Genomic DNA, 25703 nt, shown 5'->3' on the forward strand with positions numbered 1-25703 from the left:
CCACTGGTGTCAATCGTCGGCGTGGGTAAGTTTTACCACGTCAGACGCGCCAGCCGATCCGCGACCCGACAAAGACGGCGTTTCCATAAAGAATTTATGGCAATTAAACGCGAATCCGTCTTCGGGAATTTTGGCACGAATGAATTTGCCATTCGGCTGCATTGTCCAGCTTTGGGCGATGTCGGCCATGTTGGCGGCCATGATCTGATCGACGATCTGCGCCTTAACCGTTGGGTTCATCGCCTCGACCAGCGTTTCGACACGGCGGTTCAGGTTGCGGCTCATCCAGTCGGCAGAGCTAAAGAAAACGCGCGCCTTTTTACCGGGCAGGCCGCCGCCATTGCCGAAACATACAATGCGGCTGTGTTCCAGAAAACGACCCACAATGGATTTGACGCGGATGTTTTCGGACAGGCCTTTGATCCCTGGGCGAATGCCGCAGATACCGCGCACAACAAGGCTGATTTTCACGCCCTCTTGGCTGGCGCGGTATAGGGCGTTCATCACGTCCTCTTCGATCAGGCTGTTCATTTTTGCCCAGATGGTTGCAGGGCGCCCCGCGCGGGCATGTTCGATTTCAGCGTCGATCATTTCGATCAGGCGGGGTTTTAGGGATTTTGGCGAAATCGCCAAATTTTCCAGTCCCACAGGTTCGACATAGCCCGACAGATAGTTGAACACTTTGGTAGCATCCCGGCCCAATGCAGCGTCGCAGGTAAAGAATGACAGGTCGGTGTAAATCTTAGCCGTGATTGGGTGGTAGTTTCCCGTGCCATAGTGGGTATAGGTGACCAATTGGTCGCCTTCGCGGCGGACCACAGTGCTGATTTTGGCGTGGGTTTTGTACTGCGTGAACCCGTATACCACATGCGCGCCTGCGCGTTCCAAACGGCGCGATTGGCGGATGTTCGCGGCTTCGTCAAAGCGGGCTTTTAGTTCGACCAGCGCGGTGACCGATTTGCCGTCTTCGGCGGCTTCGCACAAGGCTTCGACGATCGGGGATTTTTTCGACGTGCGGTACAGCGTCTGTTTGATCGCCACGACATTCGGATCGGTCGCCGCCTGATTTAGAAACCGCACCACCATGTCAAAGGTTTCATAGGGGTGGTGCAGCAGCATGTCCTTTTGTTTGATGGCGGCAAACATATCGCCGTCATAGTCTTGAACGCGTTCGGGCACGCGCGGCGTGTAGTTGGGCCACAGCAGATCAGGGCGGCTGTCTAGAACCAGTTCGTTTAGGTCCGCCATGCCGATCAGGCCATCAACCTCGATCACTTCGGATTCATTGACGTGCAGTTCGTCCATGATCATCTTGCGCAAACCTTTGGGCGCGCCTGACGTCATTTTCATCCGCACAACTTCGCCGCGGCGGCGACGTTTCAGGGCGACTTCGAATTCGCGAACCAGATCTTCGGCTTCGTCTTCGACCTCTAGATCGCTGTCACGCAGCACGCGGAACGCACAGCTACCTGTCAGGCGATAACCGGGGAACAGCTGGTGAATTTGCATCAACAGCAATTCTTCTAGCGGAAGGAACCGTTTTTCATCACCGGGTAGGCCAATGAAACGGTCAATCTGTGCAGGCACAGGCAGCAGGGCCCGCATAACGCGTTTGTCCGATGTGCGTTCTAATTCCAACGCCAGCGCAAAGCCCGTGTTTGGAATAAACGGGAACGGGTGTGCTGGGTCCACGGCCAATGGGGACAAAACCGGAAACACGTTATTCAGGAATACGTTTTCCAAATATCCTGTATCGCCATCGGCCAGTTCGTGACGGGTCAGGATGCTGATCTGTTCGGTTTTTAACAGTGCCTTTAGGTCGTTGAAAACAGCCTGCTGTTTAAACATCAACTGGCGGGCGTCTTCGTCGATCAGGGTCAATTGTTCCGATGGTGACAGACCATCCAAGGCGGGCGTCGTATTCCCCGCATGGGCCAATTCGCGCAGGCCCGCGACACGGACGGTATAGAATTCATCCAAATTCGTCGCCGAAATCGACAAAAACCGCAGCCGTTCCAATAGCGGGACACGCGGATTTTCGGATTCCTCTAGCACGCGCCAGTTGAACGATAGCCAGCTGAGTTCGCGGTTATAAAAACGCGCGGGGCTGTCCAGATCGAAATCTGGGTCTACGGGGGCGGGAAACGGGGCGTTTAGAAAATCAGCGGTGTTCATGGGGTGCTTATGCTGCGGGATTGCAACGGATTGGTGACGATTATGCGTCGTGTTCGCCAGAAATGTCCAGAATAGCCCGCGCGAGGCTAACGGTAACCTTGGAACCTTTGGCCAATGCCTCTTTATCCAGCAGCGCGACCACGTCGGCGGCGGATGTATAAGACCGCTCCATGTTCTTTAGCAGGTAGGCGATCACATTGGGTTTGGGGAACAACTGCCTGTCGGCAAAGAGTTTCATCAGTACCGCCGACAATAGCCGGTCATCAGGGTTGCCGATGTCGACTGCGGGGGCAGCTTGCATGCGGCTGGCCAAATCGGGCAGGGCGATGTCCCAGCGGGCAGGCGCAGATTGCGCGGTCATCAGCAGTGGTTTGCGCCGCGCCCTTAGATGGTTGTGCAGGTGGAACATGTCCTCTTCTGCTGTGCGGGGCAGGGTTTCCATGTCTTCGACGACAATGGCCGTATCGGGCAGATCATCCATGTCCGCCAAATCGCTGGCCGTTAAAATCGCAGCGCCGGTGACATGCTGGAATACGCGGGCCAGATGGGATTTCCCGCTGCCTTTGGGGCCAACGACAACCAATTTACCTTCGGCCCAGCCGTCGGGCAGTGTCGCCATTGCATAGGCATGTGCATTCGCACCTGACACGAAATAATCGTCAGGGCCCAACGACACTTGTGCAGGCAGGTCAAAAGATAACTGTTTGGGGGTCATTATTCGTCGGCGTCTTTTTCAGCAAAGCCTTTGTACAGGCGTCCGTCTTTGTAGCTGCGCACGGCATGACGTGCAACGACGCCGATCATTGCGGCGACAGGCACAGCAACCAACATGCCCACAAATCCGAACAACGTGCCGAACAAAGACAGCGCAAAGATCAGCCAAACAGGGTGCAGACCAACGGAACTGCCGACCAATTTCGGGGTCAGGAAATTCCCTTCTAGGAACTGGCCAATACCAAAAATGGCGGCAACGATACCGATGCGGATCCAATCAGGGTGGGTTGTTGTAATGTCGCCCGATGTGACCTCGACCCCGTTCCAGAACTGAAACAGCGCAAGACCGATAGACAGCAGGCCGCCAACCAAAGCGCCAACATAAGGAATAAACGTCAGCAGACCCGCGATCGCGCCTGCGACCAGTCCGAATTGCAGACCGACCAACATCAGGCCAAGGGCATAAAAGACGCCCAAAATCAGGCAAACGGTGCCTTGACCGCGAATGAACGATGCAAGCGTTTGGTCAATTTCTTTGGCAACGTCGCGGATTGTGCCCACGTGATCACGCGGTAGCAGGCGGTCGATTTCGGCCACCATGCGGTCCCAATCATACAGCAGGTACACGGCAACGACCGGCACGATAACCAATAAAACAACGACGTTCAGGAGGCTCATCGCTGAGGTCAGGATGCCGTTCATCAGGTCGCCGCCTTTGGATTGAACAGCCTCTGCTACAGTTTGTAATTGGCCCGATAGGGTGATGTCGTATTGCGCCAGCATCGGGAATGTCTGTGACAGCCATTCATCCAGATCCTGCAACATGGATGGTGCACCATCGACAGATGTGCCGATGAATTCAAACAGCGATGCAGTTTGTTGCAGCAAAACCGGAATAATCAGCAGAACGCCCAAAACAAAAATCAGGGTTCCGATAAAGGAAATGATTGCCACGGATGTTGCGCGGGAAAAGCCAGCGGCTTCGAACCTGTCAGCGACAGGGTCCAACATATAGGCTACCGCACCGCCCAGCACGAATGGCAGGATTACGTCGCCGACGAAATACATCAAGAAAGCAAAGGCAGCCGCAGCAAAGCCCCAATATTTGACTTGATCCCTGACCGGCAAACCCATGGCAGTGTCCCTAGAAATTAATTCGCGCAATACACAACGACTTAGGGGGCAAAGCCTATGCCTGCAAGTAAATCAGGCTTTTTTCGCTTGATCGGCTGAAAATTCGCCCTTGCGCCATGTGAACATGATGATCGCGCAGCCGCCGACATCATGCGATTTCAGGTCTTCGACCAATGTGCCCAATGCCACGTCGAAAATATGTTCGGATTTATGGGTCACATTCGCGCAAATGTGGCCTGTTGCATCGGCAGGCAGACCCGATTCCAGCAATTTGTCACGCAGCGCTGCCGCCTGAGACACCGCCATGTAGTAAATCATCCGGGTGCCAGGGTGAACGTGGTGATGCCACAATGGCGCGTCCGCGCCTTGGCGGCTATGGCCAGTTGTGAACACAACGCTGTCGATTTCGCCGCGTTCCGTCAGGCTGCGGCCCATCGCGGCGGCAGCGGCGCTGGCGGCGGTGACACCGGGGATGATTTCAGTGGGGATGCCCAGTTCGCGGGCGGATTCCAATTCTTCGGTCGCGCGGCCAAAGATCGACGGATCACCCGATTTCAGGCGAACAACACGGCGGCCTTTGCGAGCTTCGTTTACGATCAGTTGGTTGATGTTGCTTTGCGGGATGGCATGAGCGCCCACGACTTTGCCAACATAGACGCGTTCGGCGTCGCGGCGGGCCAGTTCCAGCACGTCAGGATCAACCAGACGGTCATAGAATATCACATCAGCCTCTTGCAGGCGTTCAACGGCTCGCAGGGTCAGTAGATCACGCGCACCGGGGCCTGCGCCAACCAGAGAAATCTGACCTTCGGTCTGTTTAGCACCCGTTTCAATGGCGGTTTTCAGCAGCTCGGCTGCCTCGCGTTCTGCGCCGCGTTTGAATGCCTGCCAAGGCGCATCGTTAAACGCCCAACGCCAGAATTCGCGGCGGTTTTCACGGGCGACCTTTTGCGCGACGCTATCGCGCAAGCGACCCGCCAGCGCGACGTAATTCCCCAAACGCGGGTCCAGCATTTTTTCGATCTGGGTTTTGATCGAACGGCCCATGACGGGCGCGTTGCCTTCGGTGCCGATGGCGATGACGACGGGGTCGCGGTCAACGATCGACGGCGTTGTCGCATCGCAAAGGGCTGGTTGGTCGACAACGTTGACCAAGGCGTTCACGGATTTCGCAATCGCATGGATCGAAGCGTCCACCGCAGGGCAGCCCGTGCCGATCAGAACCATCGCGACATCGCGGAATAGATCAGCGGTAATCGGGCCTGTGTGATGATCGGCGCGGCCTTTGTCGACCAGCGCCTGTAGTTCGTCATCCAGTTCGGGCGCAGCGATGGTGATCGCGGCATCCGTTTTCAGCATAAGACGCGATTTTTGCGCGGCTTGTTCGTCCCCTCCAACGATCACAACGCGGCGATCGGCCATTTTGATAAACATTGGAAAGGACTGCATTGGGATGGCTCCTAGTTGGCTATGCGGCGATTGCGCGCCGCCCATAGATCAGCGGCCGTTTCAGACGCGCCAATCGTTTGCAGCGCCAGATCCGCCGTGCCCAGCACGACCGACAGCGCGAAATCATCGGTTAATTCCCCTGTCCACAGCGCAGGCAGCGCGGCAGGGTTGGTGTTTTCTGTCCCTTCGGCTAGGCGAACGTGGTCGGCGTTAATCACGGGGGCGTCTGCCTCCCACGCTTTGCCGCCCCGCAGGCCGAATAGGGCGACGCCTTTGGATGGGTTGCGTTCAAATTCGCCACCGCCGCCTTTTAGGACTGTCATGGATTGCTGGCCCAGAATGACGCCTGCATCCATCTGCAATTCGCGATAGGGCGGGTGGAATACGCCCTGAACGGACGCAGGGGCGGATGCTGGGTTCAAAACGCGCAGCACAGTGTTCACGCAGGACCGCAGGTTGAACACATCGCGCAGGCGCAGCAGGTCGAACATGATCGGCGACAGGGTTTCCAGCGGCAGATAGCCGATGTTGCCGTCCAATTTGTCGAATGTGGCCGATGCCAGCGTCGGGATGCCAATGCCGTCCAACGCGCCGCGCACGGATGCAACGGGGTTCTGGTGGCTGTTCCAGCCGTGCATCAAAACAGGATACCCAGCCGAGGCAACCAATTTCGCCGACAACAGGAACCACGGCAAACCGCGTGTACGGCCCGCCGCATATGACGGCCAATCTAACGCGACATTGCCGACGGCAGGTGCCACAACGCGTGCAGCGCGCACGAACCCCGCGATTTCCTGTGCCTCTTCGCCCTTCATCCGCATGAGCATCAGCATGGCGCCTACCGCTTCGGGGGCTGCTTCTCCGCGCAAGACGATTTCCATCGCCTCTTGGGATTCCTCGAGCGTCATGGAACGGGACAGGTTGGCCCCACGTCCTAAAATGCGGACATAGGGGGCAAGGGCGGTTTTCATTCGGCGGCCTCTTTGACGGTGCATTTCGCAATCAGCGCCGCCAGTTCAGGTTTACACGAACCACAGTTCGTTCCCGCAGAAAGTGCAGCGCCAATAGCGTCTACAGTCATCAGCCCGTCCGCTTCAATAGCGTGCAGAATGGAATTCACCCCGACCGAGAAACAAGAACACACAATCGGCCCCGGATCAGGGCGATCGCCACCCGGACGGCCCGCCAATACATCGGCATAATCGCCGCCCAGCAGACCCGCCAAATGTTCGCGCGATACGGCGACAGGTTCGCGGCCCGCGAAAAGCGCGCCGATCAGACGTCCGCCACTGACCACCGCCACACGAGCGATCCCGCGGGCAGGGTCAATGACGGACACGGTTTCGCCGTCCCCAAACAGCGATTTGGCGTATGCGTCCCAATCTGTCGGAGCTGTGCCAGCCAGCTCCATACGCCAACCGTTTTCAACCCGCGCTTTTGCCCAATAGGTGCTGTCGGGTGTAATTTCCTGCGCCGAAACCGCGAAGGCATAAAATTCAGGATCAAATGGCGCAACAGCGACAGTCGATGCTTTGCTTTCTGGTTGGCCCGATACGGGGTCAACATATCCTGTGACCAAAGCATCAACGCGGCCCGTAGGGGCTGTTTCGCCTGTCCAGTGGATCGGCACGAATACCTCGCGACGGCGCACGCGGTCGGTGACCAGCGCGCGAACAATCGCGGTGCCATGATCCGACGTCAGTTTTACAAGATGCGCAGGTTTGATGCCCAAACGGCTGGCGGTATCTGGGTGGATTTCAACGAATGGTTCGGCCAAATGTTGCGACAAACGTGGGCTGCGCGCAGTACGGGTCATTGTATGCCAATGGTCACGCACGCGGCCCGTGTTCAGGCGGAATGGACGGTCGGTCGTGATCGCCGATTTCGGTGCGCGCGATTTCAAGGGCAGCATTTTTGCCTTTTTATCAGCGTGATAGAAGCCACCGTTTTCAAAGAAACGTTCAGTGCCCCAGCGGCGCGGGAACATGGCGTTGTAATCGTCGGTCCAGTCCGAGATGTCGAAATCGCGTTCAAATTTTGTGGCGATCCCCGATAGGGCGGCGTATTCGCGGAACACGTCTTCGGGCGTGGCATAGTCGAATGCGTCTTTCCAGCCCATACGCCGACCAACATCTGCCATGATGTCCCAGTCGTTGCGGGCCATTCCCGGTTTGGGCAGGAACGGACGTTGGCGGCTGACGGTGCGGTCCGAATTGGTGACCGTGCCGTCTTTTTCGCCCCAGCCCGTGGCGGGCAGCAGGACATCGGCGCATTTCGCGGTATCGGTGGTGGCGAACATTTCGGACACAACGACAAAATCGCAATCCAGTAGCGCCTGACGAACTTTGTCCGCCTCTGGCAGTGACACAACAGGGTTGGTGCACATGATCCAGATCGCTTTGATCGTGCCATCAGCGACGGCGTCGAACATATCGACAGCCTTTTTACCAGCTTGCGTTGGCATCGTTGGGCTGTCCCAGAACGTGCGCACAGCATTGCGGTGTTCAGCGTTTTCGATGTCCAAATGGCAGGCCAGCATGTTAGCTAGGCCGCCAACTTCGCGGCCGCCCATAGCATTTGGCTGACCCGTGACGGAAAACGGCCCCATGCCAGTGCGACCGATACGGCCCGTGGCAAGGTGACAGTTGATGATCGAGTTGACCTTGTCGGCACCCGAGGTGGATTGGTTAACGCCTTGGCTGAATACCGTGACGACCTTTTCTGTCGAACACCACATATCCAGAAACGCCATCAGATCAGCGTCGCAGATATCCAACGTTTCGGTTACATCGGCATGGGCTGCGGCGACGGCATCGTCAAATCCGTTCACGTGCTGCGCAACGTAGTCGGCGTCAACCAGACCGCGGTCGACGATTTCAACCAGAAGGCGGTTAAACAGGGCAACGTCTGATCCCGGCGCGATGGACATATGCAAGTCTGCCAGATCGCTGGTCGCAGTGCGGCGCGGGTCGACGTTGATGATCCGCATGTTCTGGTTCGCGTCCTTTGCGGCCGAAATGCGTTGGTACAGAACTGGGTGACACCACGCCAGATTGGACCCTACCAGAACGATCAGATCGGCTTGTTCCAGATCGGTATAATTGCCCGGCACGGTATCGGTGCCAAAGGCGCGTTTATGCCCCGCAACGGTCGAGGCCATGCACAAACGCGAATTTGTGTCGATATTCGCGGTGCCCATGTAGCCTTTGATCAATTTGTTGGCGACATAGTAGTCTTCGGTCAGCAATTGGCCGGACACATATAGCGCAACGCTATCGGGGCCGTGCTGTTCGATGGTGGATTTGAAACGTTCGGCGACCAGCGACAGGGCCGTATCCCAATCAGTGTCCTGATCCCCGATCCGAGGGGCAAGCAAACGCCCGTCGGTCGAAACTGTTTGGCCCAGTTGCGATCCTTTGGAACACAGGCGGCCAAGGTTGGCGGGGTGGTGTGGGTCTCCTTTGACCGTCACACCGCCATTGCCGTCTGGCGTCGCGATGACGCCGCAACCGACCCCGCAATAGGCACACGTGGTCCGCACCGTTTTTACAGGGTCGTTTGTCATTATGCTGCGCTCCGTGCCATGATCAGTTCGATATCCAGCAGGATACGGCCGTTTTCGACCTTGGCTGGATAGGTGGGAACGGAACCTTCATCGTTGCCCTGAGCCTCGCCCGTGTTCATGTCGAACACCCAGTTGTGCAGGGGGCAGGTGACTTTGCTACCGTGAACGATGCCTTCGGACAGGGGGCCGTTTTTATGTGGGCAGCGATCCTCTAATGCGAAAACGTCGTCGTTCAGCGTGCGGAATACCGCAACGCAGCCTGACTGAGTTTTCACAACCCGCGCGCCTTGGCGCGGGATGTCGTTTAGGGCGCCGATATCGATCCAGTTGCTCATTCTGCTGCCTCCAGTGCGAGGTTGGCGATAGGGGTATAACGCGCCTTTTCTTTTTCGACGTGTTCGGCCCATGGGTCTTTTTGGTAAACAGTCTGCGAAATCGCGAAACGTTCGTTCAGCGCCTTGCGGTTTGCCTCATCGGTGACCTGTTCGGTGACCCATTCCAGACCAACCTTGGCGACCCATTTGTAGATGCGGTCCAGATATTTCGCATTTTCGCGATACAGCTGCATTACCGCCTGAACGTATTCCAGAACTTCCTCTTCCGAGGTCGCTTTGTGCAGGAATTCCGTTTCTTTCACGTCCATGCCTGCGGCGCCTGCGATGCTTACTTCGTAGCCAGAGTCGACGCAGACAACGCCGATGTCTTTACAGGTGGCTTCGGCGCAGTTGCGTGGGCAGCCGGTCACGGCCAGTTTCACCTTGTGCGGTGTCCACGAACCCCACAGGGCCTTTTCCAGTTTGATACCCAAACCGGTCGAGTCCTGAGTGCCGAAACGGCAGTGATCTTTGCCGACGCAAGTTTTCACCGTACGCAGACCTTTGGAATAGGCGTGACCCGATACCATGCCAGCGGCGTTCAGATCGGCCCAGATCGCGGGCAAATCTTCGCCTTTGGCACCCAAAAGGTCGATACGCTGGCCGCCCGTGACGTGCAGGGTCGGGATCGCGTATTTTTCCGCCACATCCGCAATTGCACGCAGTTCGTCAGGCGTGGTCATGCCGCCAAACATCCGAGGCACAACCGAGAAGGTGCCGTCTTTTTGGATGTTGGCGTGTTTACGTTCGTTGATGAAACGCGACTGAGGGTCGTCCTGATATTCCAGCGGCCAATCGGCCAGCAGGTAATAGTTCAATGCAGGGCGGCAAACGTGGCAGCCATCAACCGTTTTCCATGCCAGTTCTTGGAACACAGCAGGCATGGATTTCAGTTCTTGGGCTTTGATCAAACGGCGCACGTCTTCGTGGGTGTGATCGGTACATTTGCACATTGCGGCAGCGGCTGGGATGACGAAATCGTCGCCCAAGGTCGATGCCAGAACTTGTTCTACAAGACCCGAACAGGTCCCGCAGGAAGCAGATGCTTTGGTCGTCGCGCGGATATCGTCCAGTGTGCTTGCGCCATTGTTAATGGCCTGAACGATTTGACCTTTGCATACTCCGTTGCAACCACAGATTTCCGCGTCATCCGGTAAGGCTGCAACGGCTGCTAAAGGGTCTGCGGCTCCGCCACCCTGATACGCCGGTCCAAAGATTAAGGTGTCACGCATTTCGGTGACGTCGGTGCCGTCTTTGATGTGGCTATAGAACCAAGCCCCATCAGCGGTATCGCCGTACATCACAGCGCCGATGACTTTGTTGCCCTGTAGGATCAGGCGTTTGTAAACGCCGCGGGCAGGGTCACGGAATACGATGTCTTCGCGGTCTTCGCCTTCGGCAAAGTCGCCCGCGCTGAACAGATCGCAACCTGTGACTTTCAGTTTGGTAGATACCTCTTTGTTAACAAAGGCATCTTCGATCCCCATTAAGGTGTTGGCCAGAACGTTTGCCTGATCATACAGCGGGGCCACCAGACCAAAGATCGCGCCGTTGTGTTCTACGCATTCACCCAAGGCCAGAATGTTTTCGTCGCTGGTGACCATCTGGTCGTCAACGTGGACACCTTTGCCAACAGCCAGACCAGCGTCTGCCGCAAGTTTGGTGTTCGGACGGATGCCGACCGCCATCACAAGAAGGTCGCAAGGGATTTCGGTCCCATCATCCAACAGCAGCGCGCGCGCCCGTCCGTTCTCATCTGCCAGGATCTCTTTCGAGTTCGCTTGGCACATGACCTTGATACCCTTTTCGGTCAGCGATTTACGCAGCAGGTAACCCGCCGCTTCGTCCAGCTGACGTTCCATCAGGTGACCCATGATGTGGATGACAGTTACGTCCACACCGCGGGCTGCCATGCCCGCTGCGGCCTCTAGGCCCAGCAGACCGCCGCCGATAACCACGGCTTTGGCGTCTGGTTTGTTGCCCAGATCCATCATCTCTTGGGTGTCTTCCAGATCACGATATGGGATAACGCCCTCGAGATCGTGTCCGGGCAGCGGGATGATGAATGGGTTCGAACCTGTGCCGATGACCAGTTTGTCATAAGCAACTTCGCCTTTTTCACCGACTACGACTTTGCGTTCGCGGTCGATCGACACGACCTTTTCGCCAAAGCGGCAGTTGACGTTGTGTTCGGCGTACCATGCGTCATCGTGGGTTACGATTTCTTCGTATGTTTTTTCGCCAGATAGAACGGGCGACAACATCAAACGGTTGTAGTTGCCGCGCGGTTCTGCGTTGAACAGTGTGACTTCGAAATCGGCGTTAGCATCGAATAGTTTTTCGAGCATCCGCCCCGAGGCCATCCCAGCCCCGATAACGACGAGTTTCTGTGTCATTGTGCAGCTTCCTCTGTAGGGTAGGCAGCGTCGATCATGACGCCTGACAATGTTGTGTATGCAGTGACCCAAGCGTCTTTCGTCTCGGGTGTGAAATCGTCGCCCAGACCTTTTTCCAATGTGTCCAAAAGGGCCTGGCCGACTGGTGCGTAGTGTTCGGCCGTCACGCCGTAATCGACGTGTTTGACGGCCAATTGCTGCGCAACGGGAACAATTTTGGGAAGATCGCGCAGGCTGTTCACGACAACGCCCAAAGTCGTCATCAGCTTTTTGCCTTGATCAGCCATGTCGCCTTTGAACATGGGCTGCACCTCTGGTGCGATTTCAAATAGGCGTGCGTAGAACAGTTCTGCTGCAGTGTCTGCAATCGGAACGACTTTGGCGAAGCTGGATTGAACGAGGTCTATCTGGCGATCTTCCATTTGAATTACTCCGCTGCGATGGCTTTGGTGGGTTTCGACTTTGGTTTTGGTTTTGCGCCGTGTTCGTATTCCTCTAGGAAATCCAGAACCTCTTGGCGGTAGTGGTAGTAATCTGGGTGTTCCAACAGCGCCTTGCGGGTGCGTGGGCGCGGCAAGTCTACTTCGGTGATTTTACCAATGGTCGCCTGAGGGCCGTTGGTCATCATCACAACGCGGTCCGCCAGCAGGATCGCTTCGTCCACGTCGTGGGTGACGCAGATGGCGGTCACTTTGGTGCGCGACCAGACTTCCATCAGCACTTCTTGCAATTCCCAGCGGGTCAAACTGTCCAACATGCCGAACGGTTCATCCAGCAGCAGCAGTTTCGGCGACAGGGCGAACGCACGGGCGATACCGACGCGCTGCTTCATGCCGTTAGACATGGAGTGAGCAGGGCGGTCCATCGCATCTGCCAGACCCACACGTTCCAGATAGTATTCCACAACATCCTGACGTTCAGCCTGCGACGCTTTGGGGTATACTTTGTCCACACCGATCGAAACGTTCTCTTTGGCGGACAGCCACGGGAACAGGTTCGGCGATTGGAACACCACAGCGCGTTCTGGGTCGGCGCCTTCAACGTGGCGACCGTCCAGTTTGATCGCGCCTTTGGAAATCGGGTTCAGACCCGCAGCCATCGTCAAAACGGTGGATTTGCCGCAGCCAGAGTGACCGATCAGGCTGATGAATTCGCCACGGTTCACCTTCAGGTTAAAATCTTCGACCACGGTCAGCGGACCCTTAGGCGTTGGGTAGATTTTGTGCAGTTGGCTGAAGTCTAGGAAACGTTCTTCGATCAGGCCTTCTTGGGCGGCTTTGACCGCTGCAGGAACGCCGTGGATCGGGGTGACTTCTGGCAGGGTGCGGGTTTCTTCGACCTTGGCCTGAACGCCCACGTCCATCAGATAGTTGGTTACCTGAGCGCGCAGTTTATGGAACCCTTCGTCTGTGTTCATCGCCATACGGTCACGCGGACGCGGGATGGTGACGGTGACAGGGTCGCCCAAGGTGCCATCAGGGTTCAGCGGGATGATGCGGTCGGCCAGTAGGATGGCTTCGTCCACGTCGTTTGTGATCAGGATACAGGTCTTTTTGTCCTGTTCCCAGATGTGCAGGATTTCGTCTGCCAGATTTGCGCGGGTCAATGCGTCCAGCGCCGACAGAGGTTCGTCCAGCAGCAGCATTTCAGGCGACATTGCCAGTGCGCGGGCAACCGACACACGTTGGCGCATACCGCCCGACAGTTCGGCAGGGCGACGGCCAGCCGCGTGCGACAGGCCAACCATTTTGATGTAGTGGTCTGCTTTTTCGTCTTTTTCCTTGGCGGAAAGTTTTGGGAAAACAGAGTCGATGGCGACCATGATGTTTCCCTTAACCGTCAGCCACGGCATCAACGAATAGCTTTGGAAAATCAGGCCGCGTTCTGGGCCAGGGCCGGTGATTGGCGCGCCTTTGAATGTGACCGAACCGGTGTCTGGCATTTCCAGACCTGCGATCAGGTTCATCAGGGTCGATTTACCAGTGCCGGAGAAGCCGAGGATCGCGATGAATTCGCCTTCTTCGATGTCGACGTTGATGTTTTTCAGGACCTCGGTGCGGGCTGTGCCCTCACCGAAACCTTTGTTGACGTCTTTGAAACTCAGAATAGCCATGTGCGATTACCGGTTTGCAGAGAAGGTGAAGAAGGATTGGATGGCGTACATAACGCGGTCCAGCAAGAAGCCGATGATACCGATGGTGAATACAGCAACCATGATGCGTGCCAGCGATTGGGAGGAACCGTTCTGGAATTCATCCCAGACGAACTTGCCCAGACCAGGGTTTTGCGCCAGCATTTCAGCTGCGATCAGAACCATCCAGCCCACACCCAGCGACAGACGCAGGCCGGTAAAGATCAGTGGCAGCGCCGAAGGCAGAACCAGTTTGGTGATCTTTTTCCAAGTCGACATTTTCAGAACCTTGGAAACGGACACCAGATCTTTGTCGATGGATGCAACGCCCAATGCGGTGTTGATCAGGGTTGGCCATAGCGAACACAGGGTCACGGTGATCGCGGACACAAGGAACGATTTGGCGAACAGGCCGTCGTTTTGAACAGTTGCCGAAATGATCATGGTCACGATCGGCAACCAAGCCAACGGCGACACTGGTTTAAAGATTTGAACCAGCGGGTTGATCGCAGCGTTCGCAATCGGCGACAGGCCAGCGATGATGCCCAGCGGGATCGCAACCGCAGCTGCGATGATAAAGCCAAAGAACACGGTGCGGATCGATGTGCCGATTTGGTCGTAATAGGATGGCGCGCCAGTGTAGGTCATGACTTTGACCTCGTCCGCGCGGCCAGCTTCGATCAGGCGTTCGTTGCGCATTTCGACGCGTTCATAGAAAACGGCCTCTTTTTCGGCCTTTTCAAGAGCGTCCTGATGCAGATCAACCGCGCTGGACCAGACTTGCGCTGGACCGGGGATCGCACCCAAGGACGTTTGCACTTTGGGGGCTAAGAAGCCCCACAGCGCGATAAAACATAGGATCGCCAGCACAGGTACACCCAGTAGGCGCCAGACTTCTTTCATCTGGGCGCGTGGGTTGTCGCCCAATGCGGCCTTTAGCAGAGGTGTAATCCAAGCCAGACCCAACACGGTGAACCATGCGTCGGCTTTGTTGATGCGGGTGAAAAGACGGGCGCGGCGAGCTTCGCGTTCAGCGTCTTTCTGGAAATTGGTGTCAGCGGTGGTCATGGCGGTCCTCAAAAGGGGCTGATGTGGGCGACCCTAAGGTCGCCCAGCAAGTGTTTGATTAACCTTGGATTTCGTTTCCAACGACAGTCTGGCCAGACTTTAGGCCGATTGGCAGGCTGTCGATGTAAGCGTTCGGTGTGCGGCCGTCGTATGGAACACCATCGATGATGTCGGCAGCAGGGGTTGGTTCACGGTAGCCGTCGCTGTCCCATGGGAAATCAGCTTCGGATGCCAGGCCTTCGTCCACCAGCATACGGGCGGCTTCTAGGTAGATTTCTGGCTTGTAAACCGACTTTGCGACTTCGTCGTACCAGCTATCAGGCTGATCTTCGGCGATCTGGCCCCAACGGCGCATCTGGGTCAGGTACCAAACAGCGTCCGAATAGTATGGGTAGTTCGCGTAGTAACGGAAGAACACGTTGAAGTCAGGAACGTCACGAACGTCACCTGGTTCGTATTCGAACGTACCAGTCATCGAGTTGTCGATAACGTCAGCGTCTGCACCTACGTACTCAGGCTTGGACAGGATGTTTACAGCTTCAACGCGGTTTGCGTTGTCGTTTTCATCCAGCCACATTGCCGCGCGGATCAGCGCTTTGGTCACTGCCAGCGTGGTGTTTGGGTTTGCTTCTGCGAATTCAGCCGAGATGCCGAATACTTTCTCTGGGTTGTTTTTCCAGATTTCGTAGTCGGTGATCACAGGAACGCCGATGCCTTTGATAACGGCCTGCTGGTTCCATGGCTCACCCACGCAGTAACCGTTGATGGTGCCTGCTTCCAGCGTTGCTGGCATCTGAGGAGGAGGGGTAACCGACAGGAATACGTCTGCAGCGATCTGGCCAGTCACGTCTTCTGGCGAATAGTAACCTGGGTTGATGCCGCCCGACGCCAACCAGTAGCGCAGTTCGTAGTTGTGGGTGGATACAGGGAAAACCATACCCATGTTGAATGGTTTGCCGTCAGCGTTGAACTGTTCGATCACAGGCTGCAGCGCTTCTGCGGAAATTGGGTGCTGTGGGCGACCGTCATCCATCGAAGGGATGTGAGGGCGCATCATGTCCCAAACTTCGTTCGATACGGTGATGCCGTTGCCGTTCAAGTCCATCGAGAATGGAGTCACAATGTGCGCTTCGGTGCCGTAGCCGATGGTTGCAGCCAGTGGCTGACCTGCCAGCATGTGCGCACCGTCCAATGTGCCGTCGATCACGCCGTCCAGCAGAACCTTCCAGTTTGCTTGCGCTTCCAGCGTTACGAAAAGGCCTTCGTCAAAGAAGTAGCCTTGTTCATAGGCAACGGCCAAAGGGGCCATGTCGGTCAGTTTAATAAAACCGAAAGTCAATTCGTCTTTTTCCAGTTCCAGCATTTCGGCAAAGGCCGGAGTGGTCAGCAGCGTTGTCGCTGTAAGAATGGCAGATAGCCGTTTCATATCCCTGTCGTTCCTTTGTTTGTGCCCCATTTTTGGGGTTTTAAGACGCAAAAAGCCGCTGACCGTACACTGCGAGGGAGGAGGTTCGCAGCAGGTCGAGCGGCTTTGCTCTATCTCCCTAGACACTGGGAGAAGTCGGATTTTGGGTGGCGCCATTGCTACCCTGAGTCGACGTTGACCTATACTTTTGACGCTGTCGATTGGTTAAAGGTCGTTAATGCTGCTTTGCGGCAATCGGGCCCGCCAATGTGCCTGTTTTTTAATCAGTCGACCGTTTCGGGGTCAAAAAAGCGGCGGTCGAAAAACGCACCTGGCTCTAAGTACAGCTTGCCTGATTCCGATGACACGGGTGTGCGGCTGTCCAAAAGGCCTTCGACTTTGGATGATGCAGACGGCAAATCGGCAGCCAGCCCAGCAAGCGCAGCGCGATATAGGTCACTACGGAAAATCATGCGCGTGCTGGATCCAACCGTTTTGCGGTCTAACCCCAGTCGAGACGCCAATTGGGACGCGATCCACGCACTTTGCGATGCCCAAGGAAACCCTGCCGCGCCACGGTGGAAGACAACAAAATCGTCGCGATGCCGTTCTTCGCCGCGGCCGTTGATAACGATCTGACCAGATAGGGCGCGATCGATAACCTCTGCGGGGACATTTACATACTGTGGACGCGCAAGGATTTCGGATGCGGTCATGTGGTTTTCGGGTTGGTCCAGCCAACGCCCCGCGCGCCAAACGGCACGTATTAGGCGTTTGGACAGTTCTGGTTCGGATTCGACCCAATCGTGACGCGCGGCCAAAACCTTTTCAGGGGCAAACCCCCAGATGGCGGCGCCTGGGATCAACAGTTCACCAACGCCATTGTTGACGGCAATTGATCCCCAAGGTTCGCCGACGCAGAACGCATCAATGTCACCATTCGCAATGGCTTCGGCCATGAGCGCAGGTGGGACGGTATGAATTTCGACCGATTGCGGTGCAGGCAGGCCCAACGCGTTCAGCCAATAATACAGAAGTTCTGCGTGCATCGAAAAAGGAAACGGAACGCCCAAACGCAATTTACCCGTCGCAGCCGCAATTAATGCGCGACCTGCATTTTCCGCATCGGTGAAGTCGAACGTGTATCCGCTGTCACGCATACGTTGTGCAAGGTCGGTAGAGACGCCAATGACAGTACCGTTCACTGACAATACTGACAGCGCATCGAATTTGATGCCGCTGCTTAGCCCCATCGACGTGGCAATGGGCACAGGGGCCAGCATATGCGCAGCCTCAATCCTGCCTAGCGCCAGCATATCGCGCAGGGTGGACCATGACGGCGCTTTTTCTAGGGTCAGGTTTAACCCTTCTTGTTTTGCAAACCCCAGTTCCTGCGCAACGATAACCGGTGCGCTGTCGACCAGCGCCATAAAGCCGATGTTCAGATCAATTCCGTTCATGACAGCAGCCCCGCAGTCGTAACAAGTGCTTGGGCCACATCCACGACCTTGCGGCCTTGGTCCATTGCTGTTTTGCGCAGCAACGCATAGGCGGCGTCTTCGTCCAGACCTCGGGCTTTCATTAAGATGCCTTTCGCGCGGTCAATGAGTTTGCGTTCTTCCAACGCCTTTTTGGTGGCTTCCAGTTCCTTGCGCATGCTTTGGAACATATGAAACCGCGTGATCGCCGCATCCAGCACGGGTTTTAGGCGATCCGCACGTAGGCCGTTCACTACATAGGCGCTTAGCCCTGCTTCGATGGCTGCTTTGGTCAGACCATCGTCGCTTTGGTCGACGAACATTGCGACGGGGCGATCCATTGGGCCCGACGCCAATGCCAATTCCTCTAGCGCGTCACGTGACGGGCTGGCGACGTCGATCAGCACGACATCGGGGTTGTATTCGGCAATGGTGCGGGCAACTCGGCTGGATTCAGCTACGATGTGGATATTGTAGTCGCCCGCATGATCAAGGCTCGCGGCGATAAGTTCGGCGCGGTCGCGATCAGGTTCAACAACAACGATAGATAGGCGGTCTGTCATAGCGCCTGTCTGCGCTTAGATCTGACTTATTTCTATCGCGCGTGCGTGAGAGTAGTTTGTTTTCACACTTGTTTTGTGCGGTGTGGTTAAAAAATGTGCGAACTGTCCGATATTTGGGCGATTTAGTTTATCACCCCGTTGAGCGCGGTTCGGAACCGTTCGCCCGCGACCTCGATTTGTTGGCGTAGCAGGGCGGTGGTTCTGTCGGTATTGCCTGACACGGCTGCATCTGCGATGGCTTTGCACGCGTCGATAGTGGATGCGCTGGGCGGCAAACCTGCCTTGCGTGCCATACGGCGATAGCGATCATTCTGGTTCGTCAATATCCGCCAAAATCCAATCAATGTGGGCATTTGGCAGCCTTGAACCAAGGTTTCCAAAAACGCCAAATAGGCGCGGTCCCAATCGTTTTTGTCCTGCTCTGCTGATCGTCTAAGTCTGTGAAAGGCTGCCAAAATGTTGCTTTCCCATTCCAGATCGTTGTGGGTCATCGCGTGGGATACGGCCAGCGTCGATATTGATGCGACCAGCGATGTGATCTCGGCAAGGTTGGCGGCGGATACGGGCGCAATGCGATAGCCGCGCTGGTCCTCGAACGTAATCAGCCCTTCGTTGACCAAACGTGACATGGCTTCGCGCATGGGGGACAGCGATACACCAAAAACATGGCGTGCTTCTTCCAAGTTGATTTTTGACCCCGGTTCAAAGTCCCCGCGCAAAATCGCCTCTTTCAAATCTTGCGATACGCGGCTGGCGCGCGTCAATTTGGTGCTGTCTTGCATGTGGGGTCCAAAAAACGGTCTGTCCTGTGTTCTTCTTTGTCATTGTTGGGGTGGTGCCGCAACTAAATCGGGTTTTTACGCCGTCTGGGGTTGGGTTCGTTGGTCATGAGACCGAAAACAAATGTTGCGCGATCGCATAGTTTTTGTGCAACCTGATCAAATAATGACGCAGTTTGCTGAACCAATTAGCGATTGAAACGAATTTAGGCGCATTCCTTTGACCGCAGATGCGGGCGCAGTAGCGTTAATTTGATCCTTTGGTCAAACAATCAATAGCACGTCCTAATAGGAGATATGTATGCCAGCCCTTAGCGCGAATTTGACGATCAATTCGGACCGTCTGTGGGACAGCCTGATGGAAATGGCCAAAATTGGGCCTGGTATCGCAGGCGGCTGTAATCGCCAGACTCTAACGGACGAAGATGCCGAAGGTCGCGAATTGTTCCAAAAATGGTGCGAAGACGCAGGTATGACCATGGGCGTAGATACCATGGGCAATATGTTCATGACCCGCGCAGGTACGGACCCTGATGCATTGCCTATCTATGTCGGTTCGCATTTGGACACCCAGCCGACGGGCGGTAAATACGACGGCGTACTGGGCGTGCTCGGCGCGTTAGAGGCTGTGCGCACCATGAACGACATGGATATCAAAACCAAACATCCCATCGTGGTCGTCAACTGGACCAATGAGGAGGGCGCGCGTTTTGCCCCAGCTATGTTAGCCTCGGGCGTGTTTGCGGGCGTTCTGGATCAGGATTACGCCTATGACCGCACCGATCTGGACGGCAAACGGTTCGGTGATGAATTGGTACGCATCGGCTGGAAAGGCGAAGAAGAAGTCGGCGCGCGTAAGATGCACGCCTATTACGAATTGCACATCGAACAGGGCCCGATCCTAGAGGCAGAGGGCAAAGACATTGGTGTTGTCACCCACTGTCAGGGCCTGTGGTGGCTCGAATTTACTCTGACAGGGAAAGAGGCGCACACAGGGTCCACCCCAATGCCTTTGCGTGTAAACGCGGGCCTTGCCACTGCACGGATCATGGAGATGGTCCAAGAGGTCGCCATGAAAAACGCCCCGGACGCTGTGGGCGGTGTGGGGCAGATGAAATTCAGCCCCAATTCGCGCAACGTTCTGCCCGGCACAGTGGTGTTCACGGTCGATATTCGGTCCCCCAACCAGGACAAACTAGACGATATGCGGGCCGAAATTGAAAAACGCGCTGCGGAAATCTGCGCCGAAATCGGTGTCGGCTGTTCGGTCGAGGCTGTGGGCCATTTTGACCCTGTCACCTTTACCCCCGAACTGGTCGCTAATGTCCGCAATGCCGCCGAACGTCTGGGCTATAGCCATATGAACCTGGTCTCTGGCGCTGGGCACGACGCCTGTTGGGCGGCCAAGGTCGCGCCTGCAACGATGGTGATGTGCCCTTGCGTCGATGGTCTGTCCCATAACGAGGCCGAAGAGATCAGTCAGGACTGGGCCAAAGCAGGAACCGATGTTCTACTACATGCCGTGTTAGAAAGCGCCCAGATTGTCGAAGGTTAACGCGCATATGGCGGGTTCTGAACGAACAGGGACAATGCAAAGTCGTTTTGCATTTTTGGGCCTACGTTTGGAATATTTCGCATCCTACATTGCAATTGTGCAGCGGGCATCCGGCCCGTTTGCGCAAGACGCAAATGATTATGGGGGGCAAAATTATGCCGCTATTGAACTTTCACATCACCGAAGGCAGCCGCAACGACGAAGAGCTGCAACTGTTTCTGGACATCGCCCACGAAGCGGTGGTCGAAGCCTTTGGTGTGCCGCAGCGCGACCGCTATCAGATCGTGAACGAGCACAAGAAAGGCCACATGATTTTGCAGGATACGGGGCTGGGGTTCGAACGGGACGACAGCGCGGTTTTGGTGCATATCTTTACCAGCAACCGGCCCGAGGAACAGAAACACAAATTCTACGACATTCTGTCGTCGAAACTTCAGGCTGCGACGGGGCTGGACCCCAAAAACCTGATGATTGCGCTGTTCGAAAATACCCAAGCGGACTGGAGCTTTGGTTTCGGTCGCGCCCAGTACATCACCGGCGAATTGGGCTAACCAGCCCGACACAACCGAACACATTTTTAGCCGCCCACGCGCCTGACCAGATGTCAGCGCGGGCGGCTTTTTCTATTTCAAATACCCCAAAGGAGACCACGCCATGACCACCGTGATCAAAGGCGGCACCATTGTAACCGCCGACCTGACATACAAAGCCGATGTTTTGATCGAAAATGGCGTCATCACCGAAATCGGGCCGAACCTGTCGGGCGATGAAACGCTGGATGCGACGGGCTGTTATGTGATGCCCGGCGGGATTGATCCGCACACCCATTTGGAAATGCCGTTTATGGGCACCTATTCGGCCGATGATTTTGAATCGGGCACGCGGGCGGCACTGGCAGGCGGGACCACAATGGTCGTCGATTTCGCGCTGCCCAGCCCCGGTCAGGGCCTTCATGACGCGCTGCAAATGTGGGACAACAAATCCACCCGCGCCAACTGTGATTATTCGTTCCACATGGCTGTGACGTGGTGGGGCGAACAGGTGTTTAACGAAATGGAATCCGTGGTGCGTGATCGCGGGATCAATACGTTCAAACATTTTATGGCCTACAAAGGCGCGTTGATGGTGAACGACGATGAAATGTATGCGTCTTTCCAACGTCTGGCCGAATTGGGCGGCATCGCGATGGTGCACGCAGAAAACGGCGATGTGGTGGCCGAATTGTCCGCCAAACTGCTGGCCGAAGGCAACACAGGCCCCGAAGCGCACGCCTACTCCCGCCCATCCCAAGTCGAAGGCGAAGCCACCAACCGCGCGATCATGATTGCCGACATGGCTGGCGTGCCTCTGTACGTGGTGCATACCTCCTGCGAAGAGGCGCACGAGGCGATCCGCCGCGCACGTCAGAACGGCAAACGCGTGTGGGGCGAACCGTTGATCCAGCACCTGACGCTGGACGAAAGCGAATATTTCAACGCCGATTGGGACCATGCCGCGCGGCGCGTTATGTCGCCGCCTTTCCGTAACAAAAAACATCAGGACAGCCTGTGGGCGGGTCTGATGTCGGGGTCGTTGTCGGTTGTTGCGACGGACCACTGCGCGTTCACCACTGATCAAAAACGATATGGCGTTGGCGATTTCACGAAAATCCCGAACGGCACTGGCGGGCTAGAGGATCGTATGCCGATGCTATGGACGCATGGCGTTGAAACGGGGCGCATTACACCGAATGAATTTGTCGCGGTAACCTCAACCAATATCGCGAAAATTTTGAATTGCTACCCACGCAAAGGCGCGGTTCTGGTGGGCGCTGATGCTGATCTGGTTGTGCTGGACCCGAACAAGGAAAAAACCATCTCGGCTGCGACGCAGCAGTCGGCGATTGATTACAACGTGTTCGAAGGCCACAAGGTCAAAGGCCTGCCACGCTTTACCCTGACACGCGGCCAAGTCGCCATTTACGACGGCGAAATCCGCACCCAAGAAGGCCATGGTAAATTCGTCAAACGCGAACCAAACACGGCTGTGAATAAGGCTCTGTCGACGTGGAAGGAACTGACCTCTCCGCGTCCTGTCGAACGCACAGGCATTCCTGCGACGGGTGTGTAAATGACGGTCATACAGGCCCAAGGGCTCGATCTGACATTCCAAACCAACGATGGTCCGGTTCAGGCGTTGCGCGATGTGAACCTGACCATCGATAAGGGCGATTTTGTGTCGTTCATCGGCCCGTCGGGCTGCGGCAAGACGACGTTCTTGCGCTGCATCGCTGGGCTGGAAACACCGACGGGCGGCACGCTGACCGTGAATGGAATGACACCGGACGAGGCGCGAAAATCCCGCGCCTATGGATACGTATTTCAGGCCGCTGGCCTGTATCCGTGGCGCACGATTGGCGGCAATATCAGGCTGCCGCTGGAAATCATGGGGTTCAGCAAAGAGGAACAAGCCAAACGCGTGGCAAAAACGCTGGATCTGGTGGATCTGTCAGGGTTTGAAAAGAAATTCCCATGGCAATTGTCAGGCGGCATGCAGCAACGGGCATCCATCGCGCGGGCGCTGTCGTTTGATGCGGATATTCTGCTGATGGACGAACCCTTTGGCGCGCTGGATGAAATCGTCCGCGACAAACTGAACGAAGAGTTGCTGAAGCTGTGGGATCGCACGGGCAAAACCATCGGCTTTGTCACCCATTCCATCCCAGAGGCCGTGTACCTATCGACCAAAATCGTGGTCATGTCGCCGCGTCCTGGTCGGATCACGGACGTGATCGAATCGACCCTGCCGCGCGAACGCCCGCTGGATATCCGCGATAGCGCCGAATTCATCGAAATTGCCCATCGCGTCCGCGAAGGCCTGCGTGCGGGGCATTTAGATGACTAACGATCCAGCCATCCGTTTTGCGCAACAAGCGACCCGCAAAGAGGCGAAAAACGCCGACAGACGCGCCCGATCTCAAAAGAACTCTCCGACATGGAGCCTAATCGCTGCCGTTTTGTCCGTTGGGTTGTGTGTATACTGGGCGACGTCGCAGCAATGGCTACTTGCCGCAATTTGGTTCATCGTCGCGATTGTGCATATGCGGGAATTTGTCCGCGTGCGTGCGCAGGGAAGGGGCGCTGCATGAAACAGCGGATTGTTCCCATATTAACAGTCGTTTGCGCGATCTTTGCCTTTTGGTACGTGGCCTGCATTCCGATGAACGTGCAGGAAACGTTGACGGCGGCGGAACGGGCAGGGGCCGTTGTCACCCCCGACAACGCACGCGATCGGGCCGAGGTTGGGCGTTTTGCGCTGATGGTCCAGAACTTGGACACTTTGGGCGGCAGTTGGTCCGTGGATCGCGCCCGTCTACCCGCACCACATCAGGTCGCGGTGGAACTGTGGGACAGCACATGGAACGAAGAGGTTCATGGCCGCCGCGGAATCGTGAAATCCGGCAGCCTGTCGAACAGGTCCTTGATCTATCACGGCGGGGTCACCTTGGGGGCGACTGTCGTTGGTTTTCTGATCGGGTCGGGGCTGGGCGTATTGCTAGCCATCGGGATTGTGCATAGCCGGACGATGGATATGTCTGTGATGCCTTGGGCCATTGTTAGCCAGACCATTCCGATTGTTGCGCTGGCCCCGATGATCATCGTTGTGCTGTATTCCATCGGCGTACAGGGCCTGATCCCAAAGGCCGTGATCAGCGCCTATCTGTCATTCTTTCCTGTCGTCGTCGGCATGGTCAAAGGCCTGCGCAGCCCCGATGCGATGCAAACCGACCTGCTGCGGACCTATAACGCCAGCAAATCCGACGCGTTCTGGAAACTACGTTTGCCGTCGTCCGTGCCGTACCTGTTTACATCGCTCAAGGTCGGGATCGCGGCGTCGCTGGTCGGCGCAATTGTGGGCGAATTGCCTGTGCAGCGCGGCGGATTAGGCGCGCGGATGTTGGGCGGATCGTACTATGGTCAGACCGACCAAATCTGGGCAGCCCTATTTTTCGCGGCTGCATTGGCGGCAATTTTAGTCGCCATCATCGGCTGGATCGAGGCACGCACGTTAAAACGCATGGGGGTACAGCAATGACCCTGATTTTCGTTTTGATCGTGTGGGCCGCAGGCTGGGGCCTGAATGTTATGATCGCACGGTCCAAAGGCGCAAATACCGCCGCCGCTCGGTTTGCTGTGCCTGTCATTTTTGGCGTCACCGTTTTGGCGATCTGGGAAATACTGGTGCGGGGTTATGATATCTCGGCCGTTATTCTGCCCGCGCCTTCGGCCATTTGGACGACGTTGACCAGCACGACGGACGTGCTGTGGGGCGATTTTGTTCAGACGTTCCTAAAGGGCGCGTTGTCGGGGTATATCATTGGCTGCGCATCGGCTGTTATCATGGCGGTGATCGTGGACCGCTATGATTTCCTCCGCCGCGGGCTACTGCCTGTCGGGAATTTCGTGGCGGCGCTGCCCATCGTCGGCACTGCGCCGATTTTGGTGATGTGGTTCGGGTTTGACTGGCATTCCAAGGCGGCGGTGGTCGTGGTCATGGTGTTTTTCCCGATGCTGGTGAACACTGTTGCAGGACTGCGCGACACATCGGTGATGCAGCGCGATTTGATGCGCACCTATGGGGCGTCTTACATGCAAACCCTGTTCAAATTGCGCCTGCCTGCGGCGTTGCCGTTTATGTTCAACGGTCTGAAAATCGCGACCACCTTGGCGTTGATCGGTGCCATTGTGGCCGAATTTTTCGGTTCGCCCGTGCGCGGAATGGGATTTCGAATTTCGACCTCGGTCGGGCAATTGGCGCTGGACATGGTCTGGGCCGAGATCGTGGTCGCTGCCATCGCGGGCAGCCTGTTTTACGGGCTGATCGCAACTGTCGAAAAGGGCCTAACCTTTTGGCATCCAAGTCAACGAAAATAATTAC

Annotated in this window: 22 protein-coding genes; 7 read left to right on the top strand and 15 right to left on the bottom strand. The window is 56.3% G+C overall.

Going from position 1 to position 25703, the window contains the following annotated elements; translation table 11 throughout:
• Positions 1-9 precede the first annotated feature (9 nt).
• The 15 genes from BVC71_RS03140 to BVC71_RS03210 form a co-directional block, all read right to left on the bottom strand.
• A complete protein-coding gene (locus BVC71_RS03140; RefSeq protein ID WP_086450157.1) occupies positions 10-2175 on the bottom strand; it encodes an RNA degradosome polyphosphate kinase in 2166 nt (721 codons plus the stop codon).
• Between the two features lie 40 nt (positions 2176-2215).
• A complete protein-coding gene (locus BVC71_RS03145) occupies positions 2216-2890 on the bottom strand; it encodes a P-loop NTPase family protein (RefSeq protein WP_086450158.1) in 675 nt (224 codons plus the stop codon).
• Positions 2890-4023, bottom strand: a complete 1134-nt coding sequence (locus BVC71_RS03150) for an AI-2E family transporter (RefSeq protein ID WP_086450159.1) — start codon at positions 4021-4023, stop codon at positions 2890-2892. Before BVC71_RS03150 ends, BVC71_RS03145 begins: the two co-directional genes overlap by 1 nt.
• A gap of 72 nt (positions 4024-4095) precedes the next feature.
• Positions 4096-5472 (bottom strand): siroheme synthase CysG, encoded by a 1377-nt coding sequence (cysG, locus tag BVC71_RS03155; protein WP_086450662.1) that lies wholly within the window; start codon positions 5470-5472, stop codon positions 4096-4098.
• 11 nt (positions 5473-5483) lie between these two features.
• Positions 5484-6443, bottom strand: coding sequence for a glycosyl transferase family protein (locus BVC71_RS03160; protein WP_086450160.1), 960 nt, complete (start codon positions 6441-6443; stop codon positions 5484-5486).
• A complete protein-coding gene (locus BVC71_RS03165) occupies positions 6440-9037 on the bottom strand; it encodes a nitrate reductase (RefSeq protein ID WP_086450161.1) in 2598 nt (865 codons plus the stop codon). The genes BVC71_RS03160 and BVC71_RS03165 overlap by 4 nt, the downstream gene beginning before the upstream one ends.
• Positions 9037-9372 carry a nitrite reductase small subunit NirD gene (nirD, locus tag BVC71_RS03170; protein ID WP_086450162.1) on the bottom strand — a complete coding sequence of 112 codons (336 nt, stop codon included), beginning with the start codon at positions 9370-9372 and terminating at the stop codon, positions 9037-9039. Before nirD ends, BVC71_RS03165 begins: the two co-directional genes overlap by 1 nt.
• Complete coding sequence (nirB, locus tag BVC71_RS03175) at positions 9369-11807, bottom strand: nitrite reductase large subunit NirB (RefSeq protein ID WP_086450163.1); 2439 nt, start codon at positions 11805-11807, stop codon at positions 9369-9371. The genes nirD and nirB overlap by 4 nt, the downstream gene beginning before the upstream one ends.
• Positions 11804-12229, bottom strand: coding sequence for a globin family protein (locus BVC71_RS03180; protein ID WP_086450164.1), 426 nt, complete (start codon positions 12227-12229; stop codon positions 11804-11806). Before BVC71_RS03180 ends, nirB begins: the two co-directional genes overlap by 4 nt.
• Positions 12230-12234: 5 nt before the next feature.
• On the bottom strand, positions 12235-13920 hold the full coding sequence (locus tag BVC71_RS03185) for an ABC transporter ATP-binding protein (RefSeq protein ID WP_086450165.1): 1686 nt from the start codon (positions 13918-13920) through the stop codon (positions 12235-12237).
• A 6-nt stretch (positions 13921-13926) separates the two neighbouring features.
• Positions 13927-15006: an ABC transporter permease gene (locus BVC71_RS03190; RefSeq protein ID WP_086450166.1), complete on the bottom strand. Its 1080-nt coding sequence runs from the start codon at positions 15004-15006 to the stop codon at positions 13927-13929.
• A gap of 58 nt (positions 15007-15064) precedes the next feature.
• Positions 15065-16432 carry a CmpA/NrtA family ABC transporter substrate-binding protein gene (locus BVC71_RS03195; protein ID WP_086450167.1) on the bottom strand — a complete coding sequence of 456 codons (1368 nt, stop codon included), beginning with the start codon at positions 16430-16432 and terminating at the stop codon, positions 15065-15067.
• 263 nt (positions 16433-16695) lie between these two features.
• Entirely contained in the window at positions 16696-17871 is a 1176-nt protein-coding gene (locus tag BVC71_RS03200) for a CmpA/NrtA family ABC transporter substrate-binding protein (protein ID WP_086450168.1), read from the bottom strand.
• Positions 17868-18452, bottom strand: a complete 585-nt coding sequence (locus tag BVC71_RS03205; protein ID WP_086450169.1) for an ANTAR domain-containing response regulator — start codon at positions 18450-18452, stop codon at positions 17868-17870. The genes BVC71_RS03200 and BVC71_RS03205 overlap by 4 nt, the downstream gene beginning before the upstream one ends.
• Positions 18453-18574: 122 nt before the next feature.
• Positions 18575-19234 (bottom strand): GntR family transcriptional regulator, encoded by a 660-nt coding sequence (locus BVC71_RS03210; protein WP_086450170.1) that lies wholly within the window; start codon positions 19232-19234, stop codon positions 18575-18577.
• Positions 19235-19532: 298 nt separating this feature from the next.
• Between BVC71_RS03210 and BVC71_RS03215 the strand changes: the two genes are divergently transcribed.
• From BVC71_RS03215 to BVC71_RS03245, 7 genes are all read left to right on the top strand, one after another.
• Positions 19533-20786: a Zn-dependent hydrolase gene (locus tag BVC71_RS03215; RefSeq protein WP_086450171.1), complete on the top strand. Its 1254-nt coding sequence runs from the start codon at positions 19533-19535 to the stop codon at positions 20784-20786.
• 155 nt (positions 20787-20941) lie between these two features.
• On the top strand, positions 20942-21337 hold the full coding sequence (locus BVC71_RS03220) for a tautomerase family protein (protein ID WP_086450663.1): 396 nt from the start codon (positions 20942-20944) through the stop codon (positions 21335-21337).
• 103 nt (positions 21338-21440) lie between these two features.
• A complete protein-coding gene (gene hydA, locus BVC71_RS03225) occupies positions 21441-22895 on the top strand; it encodes a dihydropyrimidinase (RefSeq protein ID WP_086450172.1) in 1455 nt (484 codons plus the stop codon).
• The gene (locus BVC71_RS03230) at positions 22896-23669 is read left to right on the top strand and encodes an ABC transporter ATP-binding protein (protein WP_086450173.1); all 774 of its coding nucleotides are present in this window, start codon (positions 22896-22898) and stop codon (positions 23667-23669) included.
• Positions 23662-23913: a hypothetical protein gene (locus tag BVC71_RS03235; protein ID WP_086450174.1), complete on the top strand. Its 252-nt coding sequence runs from the start codon at positions 23662-23664 to the stop codon at positions 23911-23913. The genes BVC71_RS03230 and BVC71_RS03235 overlap by 8 nt, the downstream gene beginning before the upstream one ends.
• Positions 23910-24860 (top strand): ABC transporter permease, encoded by a 951-nt coding sequence (locus BVC71_RS03240; protein WP_086450175.1) that lies wholly within the window; start codon positions 23910-23912, stop codon positions 24858-24860. Before BVC71_RS03235 ends, BVC71_RS03240 begins: the two co-directional genes overlap by 4 nt.
• Positions 24857-25699 (top strand): ABC transporter permease, encoded by an 843-nt coding sequence (locus tag BVC71_RS03245; RefSeq protein WP_086450176.1) that lies wholly within the window; start codon positions 24857-24859, stop codon positions 25697-25699. Before BVC71_RS03240 ends, BVC71_RS03245 begins: the two co-directional genes overlap by 4 nt.
• Positions 25700-25703 lie beyond the last annotated feature (4 nt).

Source organism: Marivivens niveibacter, from assembly GCF_002150005.2.
Taxonomy (GTDB): Bacteria; Pseudomonadota; Alphaproteobacteria; order Rhodobacterales; family Rhodobacteraceae; genus Marivivens; species Marivivens niveibacter.